Raw genomic sequence first — 15,991 nt, 5'->3', positions numbered from 1 at the left:
GTTCAGATCCTCGCAGCAACAGCCCGGAGTCTGTCGTGCACCCCGTGGTACGGGAGCGCCCCCCGCAAGACGGACTTTTCGATCTTGGCCAGCATTGTGTAGTTCGGGTCGCACACGTTGCCGACCGGCGCCTCGCCGGCCTGGCTGACGAGCTGGTACGCGTCGAGGGTGTCCAGCCCGGTCAGCCCGCTCACCCAGGTGACCAGGTCGTGCTGGCTGATCCGGTACGCGTCCTCCAGCGGCCGCGCCGACCCGGTGGACATGATCGCGTTGTCGGACTCCAGGCGCGGCCACGGCGTGGCCTGGCCCTTGATCACGTCCACGACCACGACCGTGTTCATCGCCGACTCCACGGCCGTGCCGCACACCTCGCCGTGGCCCTGCCGGGCGTGCCCGTCGCCGAGGGCGAACAGCGCGCCGGGGACGTTGACCCCGAAGTACGCCGTCACGCCCGCGCGCAGCTCCGGGCTGTCCATGTTCCCGCCGTGCGCGTCCGGGGTGATCGTCATCCGGGACTCGAACGCCGCCGGGGCCACCCCGACCGTGCCGTGCATCGGGTCCAGCGGCAGGTCGACCGTGTAGTCGCTGTTGCGCGCCGAGTAGCGGGCGATCCCCTTGGCCACGTCCAGCTCGTACACCCAGATCCGCTCTTCGAGCGGGGGCTGCAACGACGCCGTGTGCGACGTCGACGTCAGGGCCCCGAAGTGCGGGAACGTGGTCGACACCGCCCGGTCCCGGGCCGGGGTGATCGACACGAAGTGCACGGCGAGGGTGTCGCCGGGCTCCGCGCCCTCCACGTGGAACGGCCCGGTGACCGGGTTCAGGTACGGGAACTCGCACACCTGGGAGGGGAAGTCGTCATAGCCCAGCACCTTGCCGCCGAAGCAGTCCTCGGTGTAGACGGACAGGGCGTCACCGGCCCGGAGCCGGGCCACGGGGGCCCGGCCGCCGAACGTGTACGCGTAGTCCTCCGGCGTGGGCCGGTAGGTCACGAGGTTCAAGCCGATTCCTCACCACTGAGACCGGAGAGCTTCGGCCGGCGACCGAAGACGTACAGGCCGATGAGGATAACCACTCCGAGCAGGATCCAGGCACCCCCCAGTCGGGTCGCCGCGACCTTGGCGTTGACGATGACGTAGGCCAGGATGCCGAAGCCGATCAGCGGCAGTACCAGATGGCGCAGGTAGTCCTTGCTCTTCTTCTTGACCAGGAAGTGCCAGATCACCGACACGTGCAGGACCAGGAACGCGAACATCGCGCCGAAGTTGATCATCGAGCTCAGGTCGCCGATGCCCTCCGGCCGGGTGCTCATGAACAGGCCCAGCGCCAGCGAGATGGCGCTGACCAGCAGGATCGCGTTGCCGGGCACGCCGCGCCGGACGTTGATCCTGGCCAGGAACGAGGGCAACTGCCGGTCGCGGGCCATCGCGAAGATCAGCCGGGACGTGGCGACCTGGGCGACGAGGGAGTCGGCGAAGCCCCACGCGATGGCGGTGGTGACGGCGGTCAGCACGGCGAGCCAGTGGCCGCCGGCGGCCTCCGCCGCGCTGTAGAAGGCGACCCCGTCGGCGTCGCCCTTCGCGATCAGGGCCGCCGGGTCGGTGACGAACAGGGACGCGACCCAGGTCTGGACGAAGAACAGCAGACCGGCCATCGCCAGCGCCGCGATCATCGAGCGGCCGATCTGGCGCTCGTTGCCCTTGTTCTCCTCGGACAACATCGCGATGCCGTCGAAGCCCAGGAAGGACAGCGCGGCGACCGACACGGCGCCGAAGATCAGCGGCCAGGAGAAGGTGCCGCTCTCGAACAGGGCGCCGAACGCCTTCCCGTTGCCCTTGCCCTGCGCCAGCGCGACGAACCCGACCACCAGGAAGATCGCCAGGACGATGAGCTCACCGATGAGCAGCACCTTGGTGACCGTGGCCGTGAGCTTGATGCCCAGGTAGTTGACCGCGGTGTTCACCGCGACGAACACGATCAGCCAGGCCCAGACCGGGATGGCGCTGATCGTCGCGTGCATGGCGATCGAGGCCACCAGGTACAGCAGGCCGGGCACCAGGATGTAGTCCAGCAGGATCGCCCAGCCGGCGAGGAAGCCGACCGGAGCGCCGATCCCGCGACCCGCGTAGGTGTAGACGGAGCCCGCCATGGGGAACGCCTTGGACATCTGCGCGTAGGACAGCGCCGTGAACATCATCGCGACGGCGCCGATGACGTAGGCGAGGGCGACCATTCCACCGGAGGCCTGATAAACCTGGCCGAAAATGGCGAACGGCGCGATCGGGACCATGAAGATGAGCCCGTAGAACAAGAGATCGGTGAAGCTCAACGACCGTCTGAGCTCCTGAGGGTATCCGAACTCTTCGAGGGAATGCCCCTGTTGCTGGCTAGTCATAACGCGGCAGAGTAGTCCGGTTACTTAAAAGAGAAAAGGTTTCTCTAGAAAGTTTTGACGACGTCGAACTCGAGTCCGTCCGCCCGCGCGAGGTGCACGGACTGGGCCACATGACGATGCGTGACGGTCAGCATTCCCCGGCCCGCCATAATGGACACACCATCCGATGTGACGTCAATCTCAGCCGAATCCAACGAACGCGCCCGCTCGGCGAGCGCCGACAACAACCGGACTCCGCCGTACACCGCCTCCGCGTGCCCGTTGAGCATCGGCGCCGGACTCCCGAAACGCCGGGTGTAGCGCTCCGTGAAATCCGCGCACGCGTCCGTGGCCATCGACGCGAAGAAACCCATCGACGCGTACAGCTCGCCCGTGTCGTCGCCACCGGCCCCCAGCAGCCCGTTCTCCTCCAGGGCCGCGCCGAGCCTGACCACCCGGCCGGCGAGCGGGCTCGCGGCGAACGCCCGGTTGAACAACGTCAGGTCCGCGCCCACCAGGGTCAGCAGCACGGCGTCGGCCCGGGACGCCGCGATCGCGTGCAACAGCGGACCGGGATCCGTCAGGCCACGCGGCGCGTAACGCTCGGTGACCACCTGGGCGGCACAGCTCTTCAGGTACACGGCAGCCGCACCGTGCAGCCGGCGCGGCCAGACGTAGTCGTTGCCGACCAGCGCCCAGCGCCGCCGGCCCCGGACCTCCACGAACCAGCGGAGCACTGGGAGCAGCTGGCGTTCGGGGGTCTCACCCGACAGGTACACCCCGGGGGTGTGCTCGCCGCCCTCGTATGGCGGCGTGTACACGAATGGCAGCCGGCCGCCGATCGCCCTGCTCAGCGCGATCCGCACATCGCTGGCGTGCGAGCCGACCAGCGCGCGCACCGCGCCAGCCTCCACCAGCCCCATCACGTCGGCGGTCACCTCCGCCGGCGACCGGCCGCCGTCGACGAGGACGAGTTCCACCGGACGGCCCAGAATGCCGGCCCCGGCGTTGAGTTCGGCGACCGCGAGCTTCGCGCAGTTGACCGCGCCGGGCCCGACCATGCCCAATGTTCCCGACAGCGGGACTACCAACGCGACCCGGACCGCCTCGTGTGGTTCGGGAGCCAACAGTCGGGCTTCCAACAGGTCACTGACGATGGTCACATCCGCACGCACGACCCGAGTATCGTCTGCACCGACCGTGAGGGAAAGGGGCGACCCATGCCAGCGAGTGACTTGCGCACCCACCTGGCCTACGCCCTGAGCGCAGCGGAACGGGCCGCCAATCGCGATCTCTCCGTGGCGCTGGCCGAGGCCGGGATTACGGTGGAACAGTGGCGCATTCTCAGTGCCCTGGCCGAAAACCCCGGTCAGCCCATGGGCGAGCTGGCGGAGACCGTGCTGATGCCGCACCCGACGCTGACGAAGGCCGTCGATCGGCTCGTGGACTCCGCGCTCGTCTACCGGCACCAGGATCCGGCGGACAGACGTCGGGTCGTGGTGTATCTGTCCGATCAGGGCACAGCTCTGCTCGATCGGGCCAAAAGGCGTGCGGTGTCCCAGCACAGAGCGATGGAACGGGCGCTTGGTCCGGAACGGACCGAACGTCTGATGCACGACCTCGTCGCATTGGTCAGGATGATCGAGTAGGCTCCGTTCCCCGTGCCCGGACGGTAACCGAACTGATGCCATCTTGGCGGCACAAACATTCCATCGAAGCTGAAAAAATTCAGTCCGTTCCTGAACTGAATGAGGAGGCCCTGGTGACCACACCGCGCACCGCCGACGAGCTCGGAGCGCCCTTGGGCGCGGAGGAGCTGAAGGAGGCGACCTCCGCGATCGTCGCCAACATCGAGCAGGTGATCGAGGGCAAGACCGCCATCGTCCGGCTCGCGCTCGCCGTCCTCCTCGCCGAGGGGCACCTGCTCATCGAGGACGTTCCCGGCGTTGGCAAGACAAAGCTCGCCAAAGCCCTGGCACGGTCGATCGACTGCTCGGTGCGCCGGATCCAGTTCACCCCGGACCTGCTGCCCAGCGACGTGACCGGCGTGAGCGTCTACAACCAGGAGAACCACGACTTCGAGTTCAAGCCCGGGGCCGTGTTCGCCAACCTGGTCGTCGGCGACGAGATCAACCGGGCCTCGCCGAAGACCCAGTCGGCGCTGCTGGAGTGCATGGAGGAGCGGCAGGTCACCGTCGACGGGACGACCTACTACCTCCAGACGCCGTTCATGGTGATCGCGACGCAGAACCCGATCGAGATGGAGGGCACCTACCCGCTACCCGAGGCCCAGCGCGACCGGTTCACCGCCCGACTGGCCATGGGGTATCCGGCGCCGGGCGCGGAGCTGGCGATGCTCGACCACCACGGCGCGTCCGACCCGCTCGACGAGCTGCGCGCGGTCACCGACGCGAACATGATCCGCCGGCTGATCCACACCGTCCGCCAGGTGTACGTGGCCGACTCCATCAAGCAGTACGCGGTCGACCTGGTCACCGCCACCCGCGAGGCCCCCGACCTGCGGCTCGGCGCGAGCCCCCGGTCCACGCTCCAGCTGCTGCGCACCGCCCGGGCCGTGGCCGCCCTGGAGGGCCGCGACTTCGTGCTCCCCGACGACCTGCAGGCCCTGGCCGTGCCGGTCCTCGCGCACCGGCTGATCCCGACCGCCGAGGCCCAGCTCGCCCGCCGGACCACCGACGCGATCGTCTCCGACATCCTGCACAAGCTGCAGATCCCCACCAGCGACCAGCACAACTCCAGGCGGCGGTAGCGATGCGGGAGGCACTGGCCGGGCTCACCACACGGGGCCGGTCGTTCCTCGCGGCGGCCGCGGCGGCCCTGGTGTCGGCGATCGTCCTCGGCGAGAAGGACCTGCTCCCGGTCGCCCTGCTCCTGGCGACGCTTCCGCTGCTCGCGGCGGCGGCCATCTCCCGGACCCGGTACCGCCTGACGTGCAGCCGGGTGCTCGACCCCCGGCGCGCGTCGGTCGGGGCCAGCGCCCGGGTCGTGCTCCGGTTGCAGAACCTGTCCCGGATCCCGACCGGCACGATGCTGCTGGAGGACCGGCTGCCCTACGCGCTGGGCTCCCGGCCCCGCCTGGTCCTGGAACGCCTGGGTTCGTACCAGACGTCCACTGTGGCCTACACGGTGCGCGCCGACGTGCGCGGCCGGTACGAGGTCGGGCCGCTCGTCGTGCGGCTCACCGACCCGTTCGGGCTGTGCGAGCTGACCCGCTCCTTCCCGTCCACCGACCGACTGACCGTGATCCCGCAGGTCACGGCGTTGCCGGAGATCCGGCTGGCCGGGGAGTACGCGGGGTCCGGCGAGAGCCGCGCCCGGTCGGTGGCCGTGCACGGCGAGGACGACGCCGCGACCCGCGAGTACCGGCACGGGGACGACCTGCGCCGGGTGCACTGGCGGTCCACGGCCCGGGTCGGCGAGCTCATGGTGCGCCGCGAGGAACAGCCGTGGGAGTCCAAGGCCACCATCGTGGTCGACACCCGGGGCACCGCGCACCGGGGCGAGGGCCCCACCTCCAGCTTCGAGTGGTCCGTCTCGGCCGCCGCCAGCGTCGCCCTGCACCTGCGGCACGAGGGCTACAAGCTGCGGATGGTCACCGACACCGGCGCCGACATCGACGCCAACGAAGGTGACGGCGAGGGCGCGATGCTCGACTACCTCGCCGACGTCAAGCTCGGCCCCCGGGGCGACCTGACCCGGCTGATGGAGCGGATCCGACGCCGCTCCGACGGCGGGCTCGTCATCGCCGTGCTCGGGCTGATCACGCCGGAGGAGGCCGAACTGCTGGGCGGCCTGCGGCGTACCGGATCGATATGTATCGCTTTCCTGCTCGACAGCACGACCTGGCTGCAACTGCCGCCCACCCAGCGGGCCGCCGCCGAACAGGCGCACGAGGCCGGCGCGCTGGCCCTGCTCCGGGCCGGCTGGCGGGTCGTCGGCGTCTCGCACGGCTCCCGGCTCGCGGCGCTGTGGCCGCAGGCGGCCCGGGGCAACCAGGGCTTCGCCTTCCGCGCCGCCATGGCCGAAACCGTATCGACGGGGGTTAACCCATGACAGCTTCGACCCGACCGAGGGAGGTGACGGGGTGACCCAGCGCAGGCATGTGGCGATCATCGCCGGGATCGCGTCCCTGCTGGCCATCGCGCCCCTGACCTCGATCTTCGAGTCCTGGGGCTGGTTGCTGACCCTGGCGACGATGCTCGTGGTGCTCATCGTGGGCGCCGCGGTCACGGCCCGGGCCCTGCGCGCCCCGTCCTGGGCGCAGCCGCTGATCACGATGGGCGTGCTCCTGCTGTTCCTGACCTCGCGGTTCGGCGAGGGCGCCCTGCTGGGCGTCCTGCCGACGCCGGCGGTCTTCGTGCACTTCAACGACCTGCTGAACACCGCGGGCGACGACATCCAGCAGGTCGCGGTGCCGGCCCCGAGCCGGGTCGCGTTGCAGTTCCTCACCCTGCTCGGCGTCGGCATGGTCACCCTGCTCATCGACATGCTCGCCGTCACGCTCCGCCGGCCGGCACTCGCCGGCCTGCCGATGCTCGCGATCTACTCGGTGCCCGTCGCCGTCATCGACACCGGCGTGCCGGTGTGGCCGTTCGTGCTCGGCGCCACCGGCTACCTGTGGCTGCTCGTCGCCGACAACACCGACCGGGTCCGGCGCTGGGGCCGGCGGTTCAGCGGCGACGGCAAGGACATCGACGCGTGGGAGCCGTCCCCGATGGGGGCCGCCGGCCGCCGGCTCGGCATCGCCAGCCTCGCCATCGCGGTCGCGCTGCCCCTGCTCGTCCCGAGCCTCGGCAGCGGCATCATGAACACCTTCGGCGTCACCGGCGACGGCACCGGGCCCGGCAACGGGTCCGGCAACGGCAGCGGCTCGATGGTCAACCCGATCACGCAGCTGCAGGGCTTCCTGATGCGCAACGGGACCATCGAGATGGCCAGGATGACCACGGACAACCCCAGTCCCGGGTACCTGAAGCTCGCGGTCGCCGACGACGTCACCGAGTCCGGCTTCCGCCCCTCGAACCCACATACCCCCAAGGCGCTCGGCTCGCTCCCCGACCCCAGCCAGGGCATGTCCGCGGACGTGAAGCGCCAGCAGCACACGGCCTCCATCGAGGTGCACAACCTCGACACCCCCTACCTCCTGCTGTACCCGAGGGCCAGCACCGTCGACACGCGCAAGGTCAAGGGCACCTGGCAGTACGACCCGATCACCGGGGTGGCGTTCTCCGGCAAGGGCAGCAACGCGCGCGGGGCCAAGTACACCCAGAGCTACATCGACTACGGGTTCACGGCCGAGGTGCTGCGCAGGGCCCCCAACGTCAGCCCCGACGACCCGGCAGCGCAGATGTTCACCAAGGTGCCGCAAAACGCGTACGTGGCCTCCGAGGTGATCCGGGCGACGCAGGGCGCGTCGAACCAGTACGACAAGGTGCTCGGGATCCTCAACACGTTCTCCGACACCAACGGGTTCAGCTACACCCTGAGCACCAAGCCGGGCACCAGCGGAAGCCTGATCGAGGACTTCCTGAAGAACAAGAAGGGGTACTGCGAGCAGTACGCCTCCGCGATGGCCTGGATGGTCCGCCAGGCCGGCATCCCGTCCCGGGTCGTCACCGGCTTCACCCAGGGCACCCAGGTTCCCGGCTCGCCGAAGACCTGGGTCGTCACCAACTACAACCTGCACGCCTGGGTCGAGGTGTACTTCACCGGCTTCGGCTGGGTGCCCTTCGACCCGACCCCGTCGGCCCTGGTCGCCGGCTCCGTGGCCCTGCCCTGGGCCCCCGACCCGAGCCGGCCGAACCCGACCCCGACCAACGCCGGCCCGTCCTCCGGCCCGGTCGACGACGGCGACCCGACCGCCCCGAAGGGCGACACCGGGATCAAGGACAAGGACAGCGGCGCGGCGGCCGGTGCGACGCCCGTCAAGCCGGCCCAGTGGCCGTACTTCCTGGTCGGAGCCCTCGTGCTCCTCGCGTTACTCCTCACCCCCGCGACCGCCCGGATCCTCACCCGGCGCCGACGGCTCGCGTGGACCAGCTCCGCCGACCCCGACGTGGTCCGGCGGAACACCCACCAGGCGTGGACGGAGTTCGGTGACCTGCTCACCGACTACGGGCTCGACAGCGACGCCATCGAGACGCCCCGCGGCCTGATGACCCGGCTCACCGGCCGGGTGGTCGGCGAGCGGGCCTTCGCCGGGCTGCTCACCGGAGGCGCCGCCGAGGGGGCCAGGCTGCTGGCCACGGCCGAGGAACGCGCCCGGTACGCCCGGGAGCCACTCGCCGGCGAAGGCATCCGGGCCGCGCTCGGCGCCGTGCGGGCCGGGCTGCGCGACGACTCCGGCCGGTGGGTACGGATCTCCGCCGTGCTGATGCCACCGTCGACCGTGGAGCGGTGGCGACGGGCCACCGGGAACGCCGGGTTCGTGACGGTGGAGTGGCTGGCGCGGTTGCACCATCATCTGACGCCGCGGAAGTTGTTCCGGACGCGCTGAGGAATCGGGAAGAGCGGCCCCCACACCACCAGGTGTGGGGGCCGCTCCGTGTCAGGCGGGTGGCGCGGGCCACCACGATCGCGCGCATGGACGCTGTGGAGAAAGGACGAGTCGACGTTCGCGACCTCTGACGCGCCGCCGGGAGCGGCGGGTGACCGCCGGTGCGGGTACGCGTCGGGGCCCGGCCGGGATCACCCGGCCGGGCCCCGCACACGATGGGTCAGCGGTCGTCCATGCGACGACGCCAGCGTTCCTCGAGACGGTCGACGAAGGAGGACTTGCGGGTCCGGGTCCGGCGGCTCGCCTGACCCCCGACGGCGCGCAGCTCAGGACGGTGCGCCCGGCGTTGCGACTGCAGTCCGTAGGCCGCGGAGCCGAGCATCACCACGAAACCGGCGACACCCAGCAGCGGAATCTTGCTCACAGCACCGTAGATCAACAGTGCGAGGCCGATGACCAACAGCCCACCGGCCGCCACCAGGCGACGCCGGCTGCGGTAGCCCGGATCGCTGGCCCGCACCGCCGAGGCGAATTTGGGGTCATCGGCGAGCGACCGCTCGATCTCCTCGAACAGTCGCTGCTCGTGCTCGGAGAGCGGCACGGCACTCCTCCCCGGTCATCGAGCCGACCCGGGCGGGTCGGCGGACCGCGCAGCCGTTCGGCTGCCTATAGGCCAGTCTACGAGGGGGCCACCGACTCGGAAAGCCGGATGTTGGCCAGTTATCAAACCTGACCGGATTCCGGACTTCCCAACTCGGGGTGTAGTGGACCTCCACCCGCTGTCACTCCTCTATCCTGCCACCTTCAGGGCCTTCCTGGGCAGTCGATCTCAGGTCACGTTCACCACCCGGTTTCCGGCCCGTCATTCCGGCGTCCCGTGGCCGCAACAGGCTGGCCGGGCGCAGGGCCGCGACCCCGAACCGGGCTGCCACGGCATCCGTCGCCTGGTCAGCCTCCCGCCAGCCCTTGTCGGGCTCGCCCAGGGTCAACTGGCGGGGCTGGCCGTCGGCGCCGAGCAGGCCCTCCACGCGCACCCCGATCAGGCGAACTGGTCGAGAACCCACTGAATCTCGCAAAATCGTGTAGAGCGACCAGGCCGTCTCGAAGACCTCGCGGGTCACGTCGGTGGGCACCGGCAGGGTCCGGGACCGCGAGACCGTACTGAAGTCGTCGAAGCGGACCTTCAGCGCCACCGTGCGGCCCACCATCGCCGCCGCACGCAGCCGACGGCTCGCCTTGTCCGACAGCGCGAGGAGGGCGCGACGGAGAAGGTCCGGCTCCGTGACGTCCAGGTCGAACGTGGTCTCCGCGCCGATCGACTTCTCCACGGAGTCGGTGACGACGCGGCGCGGGTCGCGACCCCACGACAACTCGTACACATGGCGGCCGACGGCCTCGCCCAGGGCGCGGCGGAGGGTGGCGGCCGGGGCCTGGGCGACGTCGCCGACCAGCGTGAGCCCCAGACGGCGGAGCGCCTCAGCCGTCCGCTCCCCCACGCCCCACAGCGCGCCGACCGGCAGTGGGTGCAGGAAGTCGAAGACCATCGCCCGCGGCACCACGAGCATGCCGTCCGGCTTGGCCCTGGTCGAGGCCAGCTTCGCCAGGAACTTGTTCGGCGCGACCCCGACCGAGCACGTCAGGCCCATCTCGGCCTGGACCCTGCTCCGCAGCCGCTGGGCGATGCCGGTCGGCGGGCCGAACAGGCGGACGGCACCGGACACGTCCAGGAACGCCTCGTCCACCGACAGCGGCTCCACGAGGGGGGTCACGTCGCGGAACATGGCCATCACGGTGCGCGACGCGGCACTGTACGCCTCGAAGTCCGGCGGCAGGTAGACCGCGTGCGGGCAGGCGCGCCGGGCGCGGGCCATCGGCATCGCGCTGCGGACGCCGAACTTTCGCGCCTCGTAACTGGCGGCGCTCACCACGCCCCGGGGGCCGAGGCCGCCGACGATGACGGGGCGGCCGCGCAGCTCGGGGCGGCGGCGAAGCTCCACGGAGGCGTAGAAGGCGTCCATGTCGACGTGCAGGATCGGGCAGCCGTCATCGTCGGCGCCCGGACCGAACCGGACGTCGCGCTCCTCGGGAAGTGGCTGATGACGGCCCACAGCCGTGAACCTACCGGGGCGGTACGACAATCAGGGGAATGCCGACCTCATCCGGCGTGACCGAGCCGTGGTAGCCGACCAGGACGGACGCGCCCGGCTCGAGTTCGGAGGCCACGACGACCCGCCGACCGAGGCAGGTCACCACGATGTCCCCGATCCGGTCGCGGTGCGCGTCGGGCACCGGGCCGTACCAGCCGGAGTCGATCGCCTCCGACCTGCTCACCACGGAGGCCGAGTCGCCGAGGACCGCGCGCCACGCCGCGAGCACGTCGGCCTGGGCGCCGGGCAGAGTGTGCACGTACCGCACCCGCGGCTCGCCGGCCAGCACCCGGACCCCGGACCGCAGCTCGGGGACCGCGTCGAAGTCGATCCGGTCCTCGTCCGGCACATTGATCATGCCGTGGTCGGCGGTCACCACCAGCGCGGTGTCCTCCGGGAGCCGCTCGACGAGCTGGCCGAGCATGGCGTCGACAGCGGCGACCTCCGCCAGCCACTCCGGCGAGCCGAGGCCGAAGAGGTGTCCGGCGGTGTCGACCCGGGGGTGGTAGCCGTAGATCAGGCGCGCGTCGCTGGCCAGCACCCGGTCGACCAGCGTGCCGAGGTTCGCGCCGGTGTACGGCGCCCCCCGGTACGCCGCGACGGTCAGGCCGCTGCCCTCGTAGGCCGCCGGGCCGAGCACGGCGGTGGAGACGCCGGCGGACTCGAACCGGGTACGCACCGGCTGCCACACCGCCGGGTCCGGGTCGTCCTGCCATCGGGTGTGGTCGAGCACCTGGTCGGTACCGGGCAGGTTGACCCGGAAGCCGAGGACGCCGTGCGCGCCGGGCAGGGCACCCGTGCCGAGGCTGACCAGGCTCGCCGGGGTGGTCGACGGGAAGTGGCAGGCGATCTCCGTCATGCCGCCCAGCCGGCCGGCCCGGATGTCGCCGAGGACCGGGGCCACGTCGGCCGCCCGGGGCAGCACCCGGGAGCCCAGGCCGTCGATCAGCAGGACGACGACGCGGCGGGCACCGGCGAGCCGGGCCGTCAGGCCGAGCCGGTCGGCGCCCGCGCCGGTGATGGCGGTCAGGACGCTGGGCAGGATGTCGGAGATCGTGCCGGTCAGGGGTGCATGGCTGGCCGGATCCGGGAAGATCCGGCTGGTCATGACTTGCGGGCCAACAGGTGAATCTGGGTGGCGATGTCCCGGTACGGTGGCACCGCGGCGGCGGCCAGCTCGAACCGGAGCAGCGCCTCGTACGCCCCCGGCTCGGTGTCCAGGAGCGCCCCCGGAACGAGGTCCGCGGCCACCCGCACCCCGTGCACCTGCTCCACGGCGAGGCCGGCGCTGGCGAGGAGGGCGGAGGCGGACTCCGCGTCGTACCGGCGCAGCAGCGTGTCACGGGGGCCGCCGCGCCCGGCCGGGTCCTGGAAGGTCGCCAGAGCGGCCGGCAACTGGCCGGCGATCGCCCGCGCCAGGGCGGCCGCGACCCGGTTGGCCACCACGATGCTGGCCGCGCCGCCGGAGCGCAGCGCCCCGGCGAGGTCGCCGGCGACGACGGCCGGGTCGTCCACGACCTCCAGCACGCTGTGGCACAGCACCAGGTCGGCGCCAGCGGTGGGCACCAGCTCGCCGAGGCGGTCCGCGTCGCCCTGCACCGCGGTGACCCGCTCGCCGACCCCGGCCTCGGCCGCGCGCCTCGCCAGGGCGGCCAGCGCGTCGGGGTTGGCGTCCACCACGGTCACCGTGTGCCCGGCCTGCGCGAGGGGCACCGCGAACCCGCCCGTGCCACCGCCGACGTCGACGATGGTCAGGTTCTCGCCGGCCCGCCGCTCCAACTCGGCGCGCAACACGGCCCAGACGACCGCTGTGCGCGGCGCCGCATGGGTTCGCTCCACGGCTCAATCTCCTTCGTCGACGTCAACGCCTGGAAGCCTAGCCTCCCCGCGTCGGGGAGCAGCTGGAGCCGAACGTGTCCGAGGGGTGGTCCGTGGTTCCGACGGGTGCTGTGGGCAGCGGAAAGGCCGGCGCGGGTGCCGGTGGGCGGGTGTGGCGGCTCACCTCGGGTGGTGGCCGGTACCAGGCGGGCGGGCCTCGCGGTGGTCGTCGGGAGGAGGCGGACGCGGCCGTGTCCGAGAAGGGTGAGCGGGTCGAGGTAGGTGCGACCGCGTCGCAGGCCCCAGTGCAGGCACGCCGTGGTCGGGCAGCCGGGATGGCCCGGTTCGAGGTCGCCCAACTGGTCGCCGGGGCGGACGACGGCACCCGTCGCGACAGCCGGTGTGACCGGTTGGTATGTGGTGAGCAGGCCGTCAGGGTGCTGGACGCTGACGACGCCCACGCCGGCGACGACCCCGGAGAAGTGGACGACCCCTGCCCCGGCGGACAGGACCGGCTGGGCGGGGGCGCCGGCGAGGTCCACGCCGCGGTGGCCGGGGAGCCACGGGGCCGGAGGGGGCTGGAAGCGGCGGGTGACCGTCGGGGTGGGGGCGAGTGGCCACTGGTACCGGATGGATGGTCCCGGCGGGTCCACGGCTGGGAGCGCCACCGGGCGGGAGACCCCCTCGGCGCCCGGTCGGTAGTGCCTGTCCCGGAGCGCGTCTCGGGACGCGATCCCGGGTCGGTCGGGTGGGACCCAGGAAGCAGGTGGCGCCCCGAGGAGAAGAAGTGTGAGCAGGGCGCTGAGCACGGACATGCCCCCAGGGTCACTGTCGGCGTGACCGCCGGTCGCTCCCCTGTGGATAACCACCCTGCCTGTGGACAACAGGGCCCTGGTCACAGCCGCAACCGCGCCGGCCCGGCACGGACCGGCGCGGGGCCTCAGCCCTTGACCAGCACCGGCAACGCCTCGGCGAGCCGCTCGTACTCCGCGGCCGTGTTGTACACCTGCGCCGACAGCCGGAGGATCCCGCCGCCGCCCCAGTAGCTGATCGCGACCTCCGCGCCGATCTCCGCGACGATGCGGGCCCGGAGCGCGACGGCGGCGTCCTGGCTGTCCACCAGTCCGGGACGCAGCGGGATGGGGCGCATCGGGAGCCCCGGTGAGCCGGGGGCCGGGGCGTCGAGGGCCGCGGCGACGATCCGCTGGCCGTACTCCACCAGGGCCGTGTTGTGCGCGCGGACCTCAGCCCAACCGAGGTCGTGGAGTACGTCGATCCCGACCGGGGCGGCCAGCCAGCCCGAGTAGTCCAGGGTGCCCTGCCACTCGATGGCCCCGGGGAAGCCGCGGTGCGCCTCCCACGACACGATCGTGGGCTCCATCCGGGGCCGCCACTCCTCGGCGACGGTGAGGACGGCCGTGCCGCGCGGCGCGTACGCCCACTTGTGCATGTTGCCCAGCCAGAAGTCCGCCCCGATCGCCGTGACGTCCACATCGAGGGCGCCGGGGACGTGCGCGGCGTCGACCAGCGTGGCGACGCCGAGCGCACGGAGCGCCGTGACGATCCGGGCGACGGGGAACAGGAGCGCGGTCGGGGAGGTGATCTGGTCGACGTACGCCAACCGGGTCCTGGGGCCGACCGCCGCGACGAGCGCCGCCACGATCTCGTCGTCGGTCGCGTTCGGCTCGACGGCCACGGTCACCACGGCCGCCCCGGCCCTGTCGCACGCGCGCCGCAGCCCCATGGTGACCGCGCCGTACCCGTGGTCGGTCACGAGCACCTCGTCGCCCGGCGCGAGAGCCACCGAGTCGGAGACGATCTGGGCGGCGGTCGTTGCGTTGGCGACCAGCGCCGTACCCTCCGGATCCGCACCCAGGAACTCCGCGATCGCCCGCCGCGCGGCCTCGACCCGCTCGATGGCGCCCCGGGTGAAGAACCGCATCGGGTTGGACTCGATCTCGTCGCGCAGCGCCTGCTGGGCCTGTTGGACGCGCAGCGGAACGGCTCCGAAGGAGCCGTGGTTGAGCTGCAGAACAGTCTGGTCGAGGGTGAACAGGTCTCGGGCACCGGGCAGCGGGGTGGGAGGGTTCGCCATGGACCCTGACGCTAGGGCCTCCGGCGGCTCCGGCACAGGGGTACCGACGAATATCTCAGGTCAGGCGCGGGGATGCGCCTGGTTGTAGGCCTGGCGGAGCCGGTCCACCGAGACGTGGGTGTAGATCTGGGTGGTGGCCAGCGAGGCGTGCCCGAGGAGCTCCTGCACCGAGCGCAGATCGGCCCCGCCGTCGAGGAGGTGGGTGGCCGCGGCGTGCCGGAGACCGTGGGGCGACAGGTGCGGCAGGTCCGCGTGGTCGGCCGCGCGTTCGACGATCTTCCGGGCGCTGGACACCCCGAGCCGCCCGCCCCGGTCGCCGAGCAGCAGCGCGTTCTTCTCGGACCGGAACAGGGCGGGTCGGCCGCGGCTGAGATAGACGTTGAGAGCCAGTTCGGCGGGTACCCCGTAGGGCACCGCGCGTTCCTTCGCTCCCTTGCCGAGCACCCGCAGGACGCGGCGCTCGCGGTCGACGTCGTCGATGTCGAGGCCGCACAACTCGCTGACCCGGATGCCGGTGGCGTAGAGGAGTTCGAGGACCAGGCGGTCGCGCAACCCCGCCGGGGTGGTCTCGTCGGCCTTCTCCACCATGTCGGCCGCCTGCTCGGCGCGGAGGACGTGCGGCAGGTCCCGTCGGGCCTTGGGGCTGGCCAGGAGCTGACCCGGGTCGACGGCGAGCAGGCCGGTGCGGTGCGCCCAGGCGCAGAACACCCGGGCCACGGCGGCGCGGCGGGCGAGGCTGGCTCGCGCGGCCCCGCCCGCGCGGACCCCGGCCAGCCAGCCGCGCAGGACCCGGATGTCCAGGCCCGCGACCGTCGGGTGGCCGTCGGCCGCGGCGTGGGACAACAGGGAGACCGTGTCCGCGGTGTACGCGCGCACCGTGTGCACCGACCGGCCGCGCTCGCTGGCCAGGTGCCGGGCGAAGTCGTCCACGGCGTCGCGCATCGCCTCGGGCAGCGCGGAGTAACTCTCATGGGCCGAACTCACACCACGACCCTAGCCCCACCGGCCGACCCGGACCGGCACCCGCGACGATCCGGCGC

13 protein-coding genes and 1 pseudogene are annotated in these 15,991 nt (G+C 71.8%); 4 read left to right on the top strand and 10 right to left on the bottom strand.

Going from position 1 to position 15,991, the window contains the following annotated elements; genetic code table 11:
• Positions 1 to 2: 2 nt before the first annotated feature.
• The 3 genes from IW245_RS36485 to IW245_RS36475 are packed head-to-tail and all read right to left on the bottom strand — an operon-like array spanning position 3 to position 3,549.
• Entirely contained in the window at positions 3 to 1,007 is a 1,005-nt protein-coding gene (locus tag IW245_RS36485; RefSeq protein WP_197008868.1) for an acetamidase/formamidase family protein, read from the bottom strand.
• On the bottom strand, positions 998 to 2,395 hold the full coding sequence (locus IW245_RS36480) for an APC family permease (protein ID WP_197007632.1): 1,398 nt from the start codon (positions 2,393 to 2,395) through the stop codon (positions 998 to 1,000). The genes IW245_RS36485 and IW245_RS36480 overlap by 10 nt, the downstream gene beginning before the upstream one ends.
• A 44-nt stretch (positions 2,396 to 2,439) precedes the next feature.
• Positions 2,440 to 3,549, bottom strand: coding sequence for a substrate-binding domain-containing protein (locus IW245_RS36475; RefSeq protein ID WP_197007631.1), 1,110 nt, complete (start codon positions 3,547 to 3,549; stop codon positions 2,440 to 2,442).
• A gap of 45 nt (positions 3,550 to 3,594) precedes the next feature.
• Here IW245_RS36475 and IW245_RS36470 point away from each other — a divergent pair, with 45 nt between their 5' ends.
• The 4 genes from IW245_RS36470 to IW245_RS36455 all read left to right on the top strand — a co-directional run bounded on the left by IW245_RS36470 (position 3,595) and on the right by IW245_RS36455 (position 8,891).
• Positions 3,595 to 4,023, top strand: a complete 429-nt coding sequence (locus IW245_RS36470; RefSeq protein ID WP_197007630.1) for a MarR family winged helix-turn-helix transcriptional regulator — start codon at positions 3,595 to 3,597, stop codon at positions 4,021 to 4,023.
• Between the two features lie 113 nt (positions 4,024 to 4,136).
• Positions 4,137 to 5,144 carry an AAA family ATPase gene (locus IW245_RS36465; RefSeq protein WP_197007629.1) on the top strand — a complete coding sequence of 336 codons (1,008 nt, stop codon included), beginning with the start codon at positions 4,137 to 4,139 and terminating at the stop codon, positions 5,142 to 5,144.
• Between the two features lie 2 nt (positions 5,145 to 5,146).
• Positions 5,147 to 6,448, top strand: coding sequence for a DUF58 domain-containing protein (locus tag IW245_RS36460; RefSeq protein WP_197007628.1), 1,302 nt, complete (start codon positions 5,147 to 5,149; stop codon positions 6,446 to 6,448).
• A gap of 31 nt (positions 6,449 to 6,479) precedes the next feature.
• The gene (locus tag IW245_RS36455; RefSeq protein ID WP_197007627.1) at positions 6,480 to 8,891 is read left to right on the top strand and encodes a transglutaminase TgpA family protein; all 2,412 of its coding nucleotides are present in this window, start codon (positions 6,480 to 6,482) and stop codon (positions 8,889 to 8,891) included.
• Between the two features lie 220 nt (positions 8,892 to 9,111).
• Here the strand turns inward: IW245_RS36455 and IW245_RS36450 are convergent, their stop codons facing one another.
• From IW245_RS36450 to IW245_RS36420, 7 genes and pseudogenes are all read right to left on the bottom strand, one after another.
• On the bottom strand, positions 9,112 to 9,492 hold the full coding sequence (locus tag IW245_RS36450) for an SCO2097 family morphological protein (protein ID WP_197007626.1): 381 nt from the start codon (positions 9,490 to 9,492) through the stop codon (positions 9,112 to 9,114).
• A 181-nt stretch (positions 9,493 to 9,673) separates the two neighbouring features.
• Positions 9,674 to 10,999 carry a DNA polymerase IV gene (locus IW245_RS36445; protein WP_197007625.1) on the bottom strand — a complete coding sequence of 442 codons (1,326 nt, stop codon included), beginning with the start codon at positions 10,997 to 10,999 and terminating at the stop codon, positions 9,674 to 9,676.
• Positions 11,000 to 11,009: 10 nt separating this feature from the next.
• Positions 11,010 to 12,146, bottom strand: a complete 1,137-nt coding sequence (locus IW245_RS36440) for an alkaline phosphatase family protein (RefSeq protein WP_197007624.1) — start codon at positions 12,144 to 12,146, stop codon at positions 11,010 to 11,012.
• Positions 12,143 to 12,877 (bottom strand): methyltransferase domain-containing protein, encoded by a 735-nt coding sequence (locus IW245_RS36435; protein ID WP_197007623.1) that lies wholly within the window; start codon positions 12,875 to 12,877, stop codon positions 12,143 to 12,145. Before IW245_RS36435 ends, IW245_RS36440 begins: the two co-directional genes overlap by 4 nt.
• 209 nt (positions 12,878 to 13,086) lie before the next feature.
• Positions 13,087 to 13,671, bottom strand: a pseudogene (locus IW245_RS41240) (M23 family metallopeptidase); the annotation flags it as partial.
• Positions 13,672 to 13,796: 125 nt separating this feature from the next.
• Entirely contained in the window at positions 13,797 to 14,951 is a 1,155-nt protein-coding gene (locus IW245_RS36425; RefSeq protein ID WP_197007621.1) for an aminotransferase class V-fold PLP-dependent enzyme, read from the bottom strand.
• A gap of 60 nt (positions 14,952 to 15,011) precedes the next feature.
• Positions 15,012 to 15,893, bottom strand: a complete 882-nt coding sequence (locus IW245_RS36420) for a tyrosine recombinase XerC (RefSeq protein WP_197008867.1) — start codon at positions 15,891 to 15,893, stop codon at positions 15,012 to 15,014.
• Positions 15,894 to 15,991: the final 98 nt, after the last annotated feature.

Origin of the sequence: Longispora fulva (assembly GCF_015751905.1) — a bacterium.
GTDB classification, from domain to species: Bacteria; Actinomycetota; Actinomycetes; order Mycobacteriales; family Micromonosporaceae; genus Longispora; species Longispora fulva.
The sequence above is the reverse complement of the archived record's forward strand: the minus strand, read 5'-3'. Positions and strand labels throughout refer to the sequence as shown.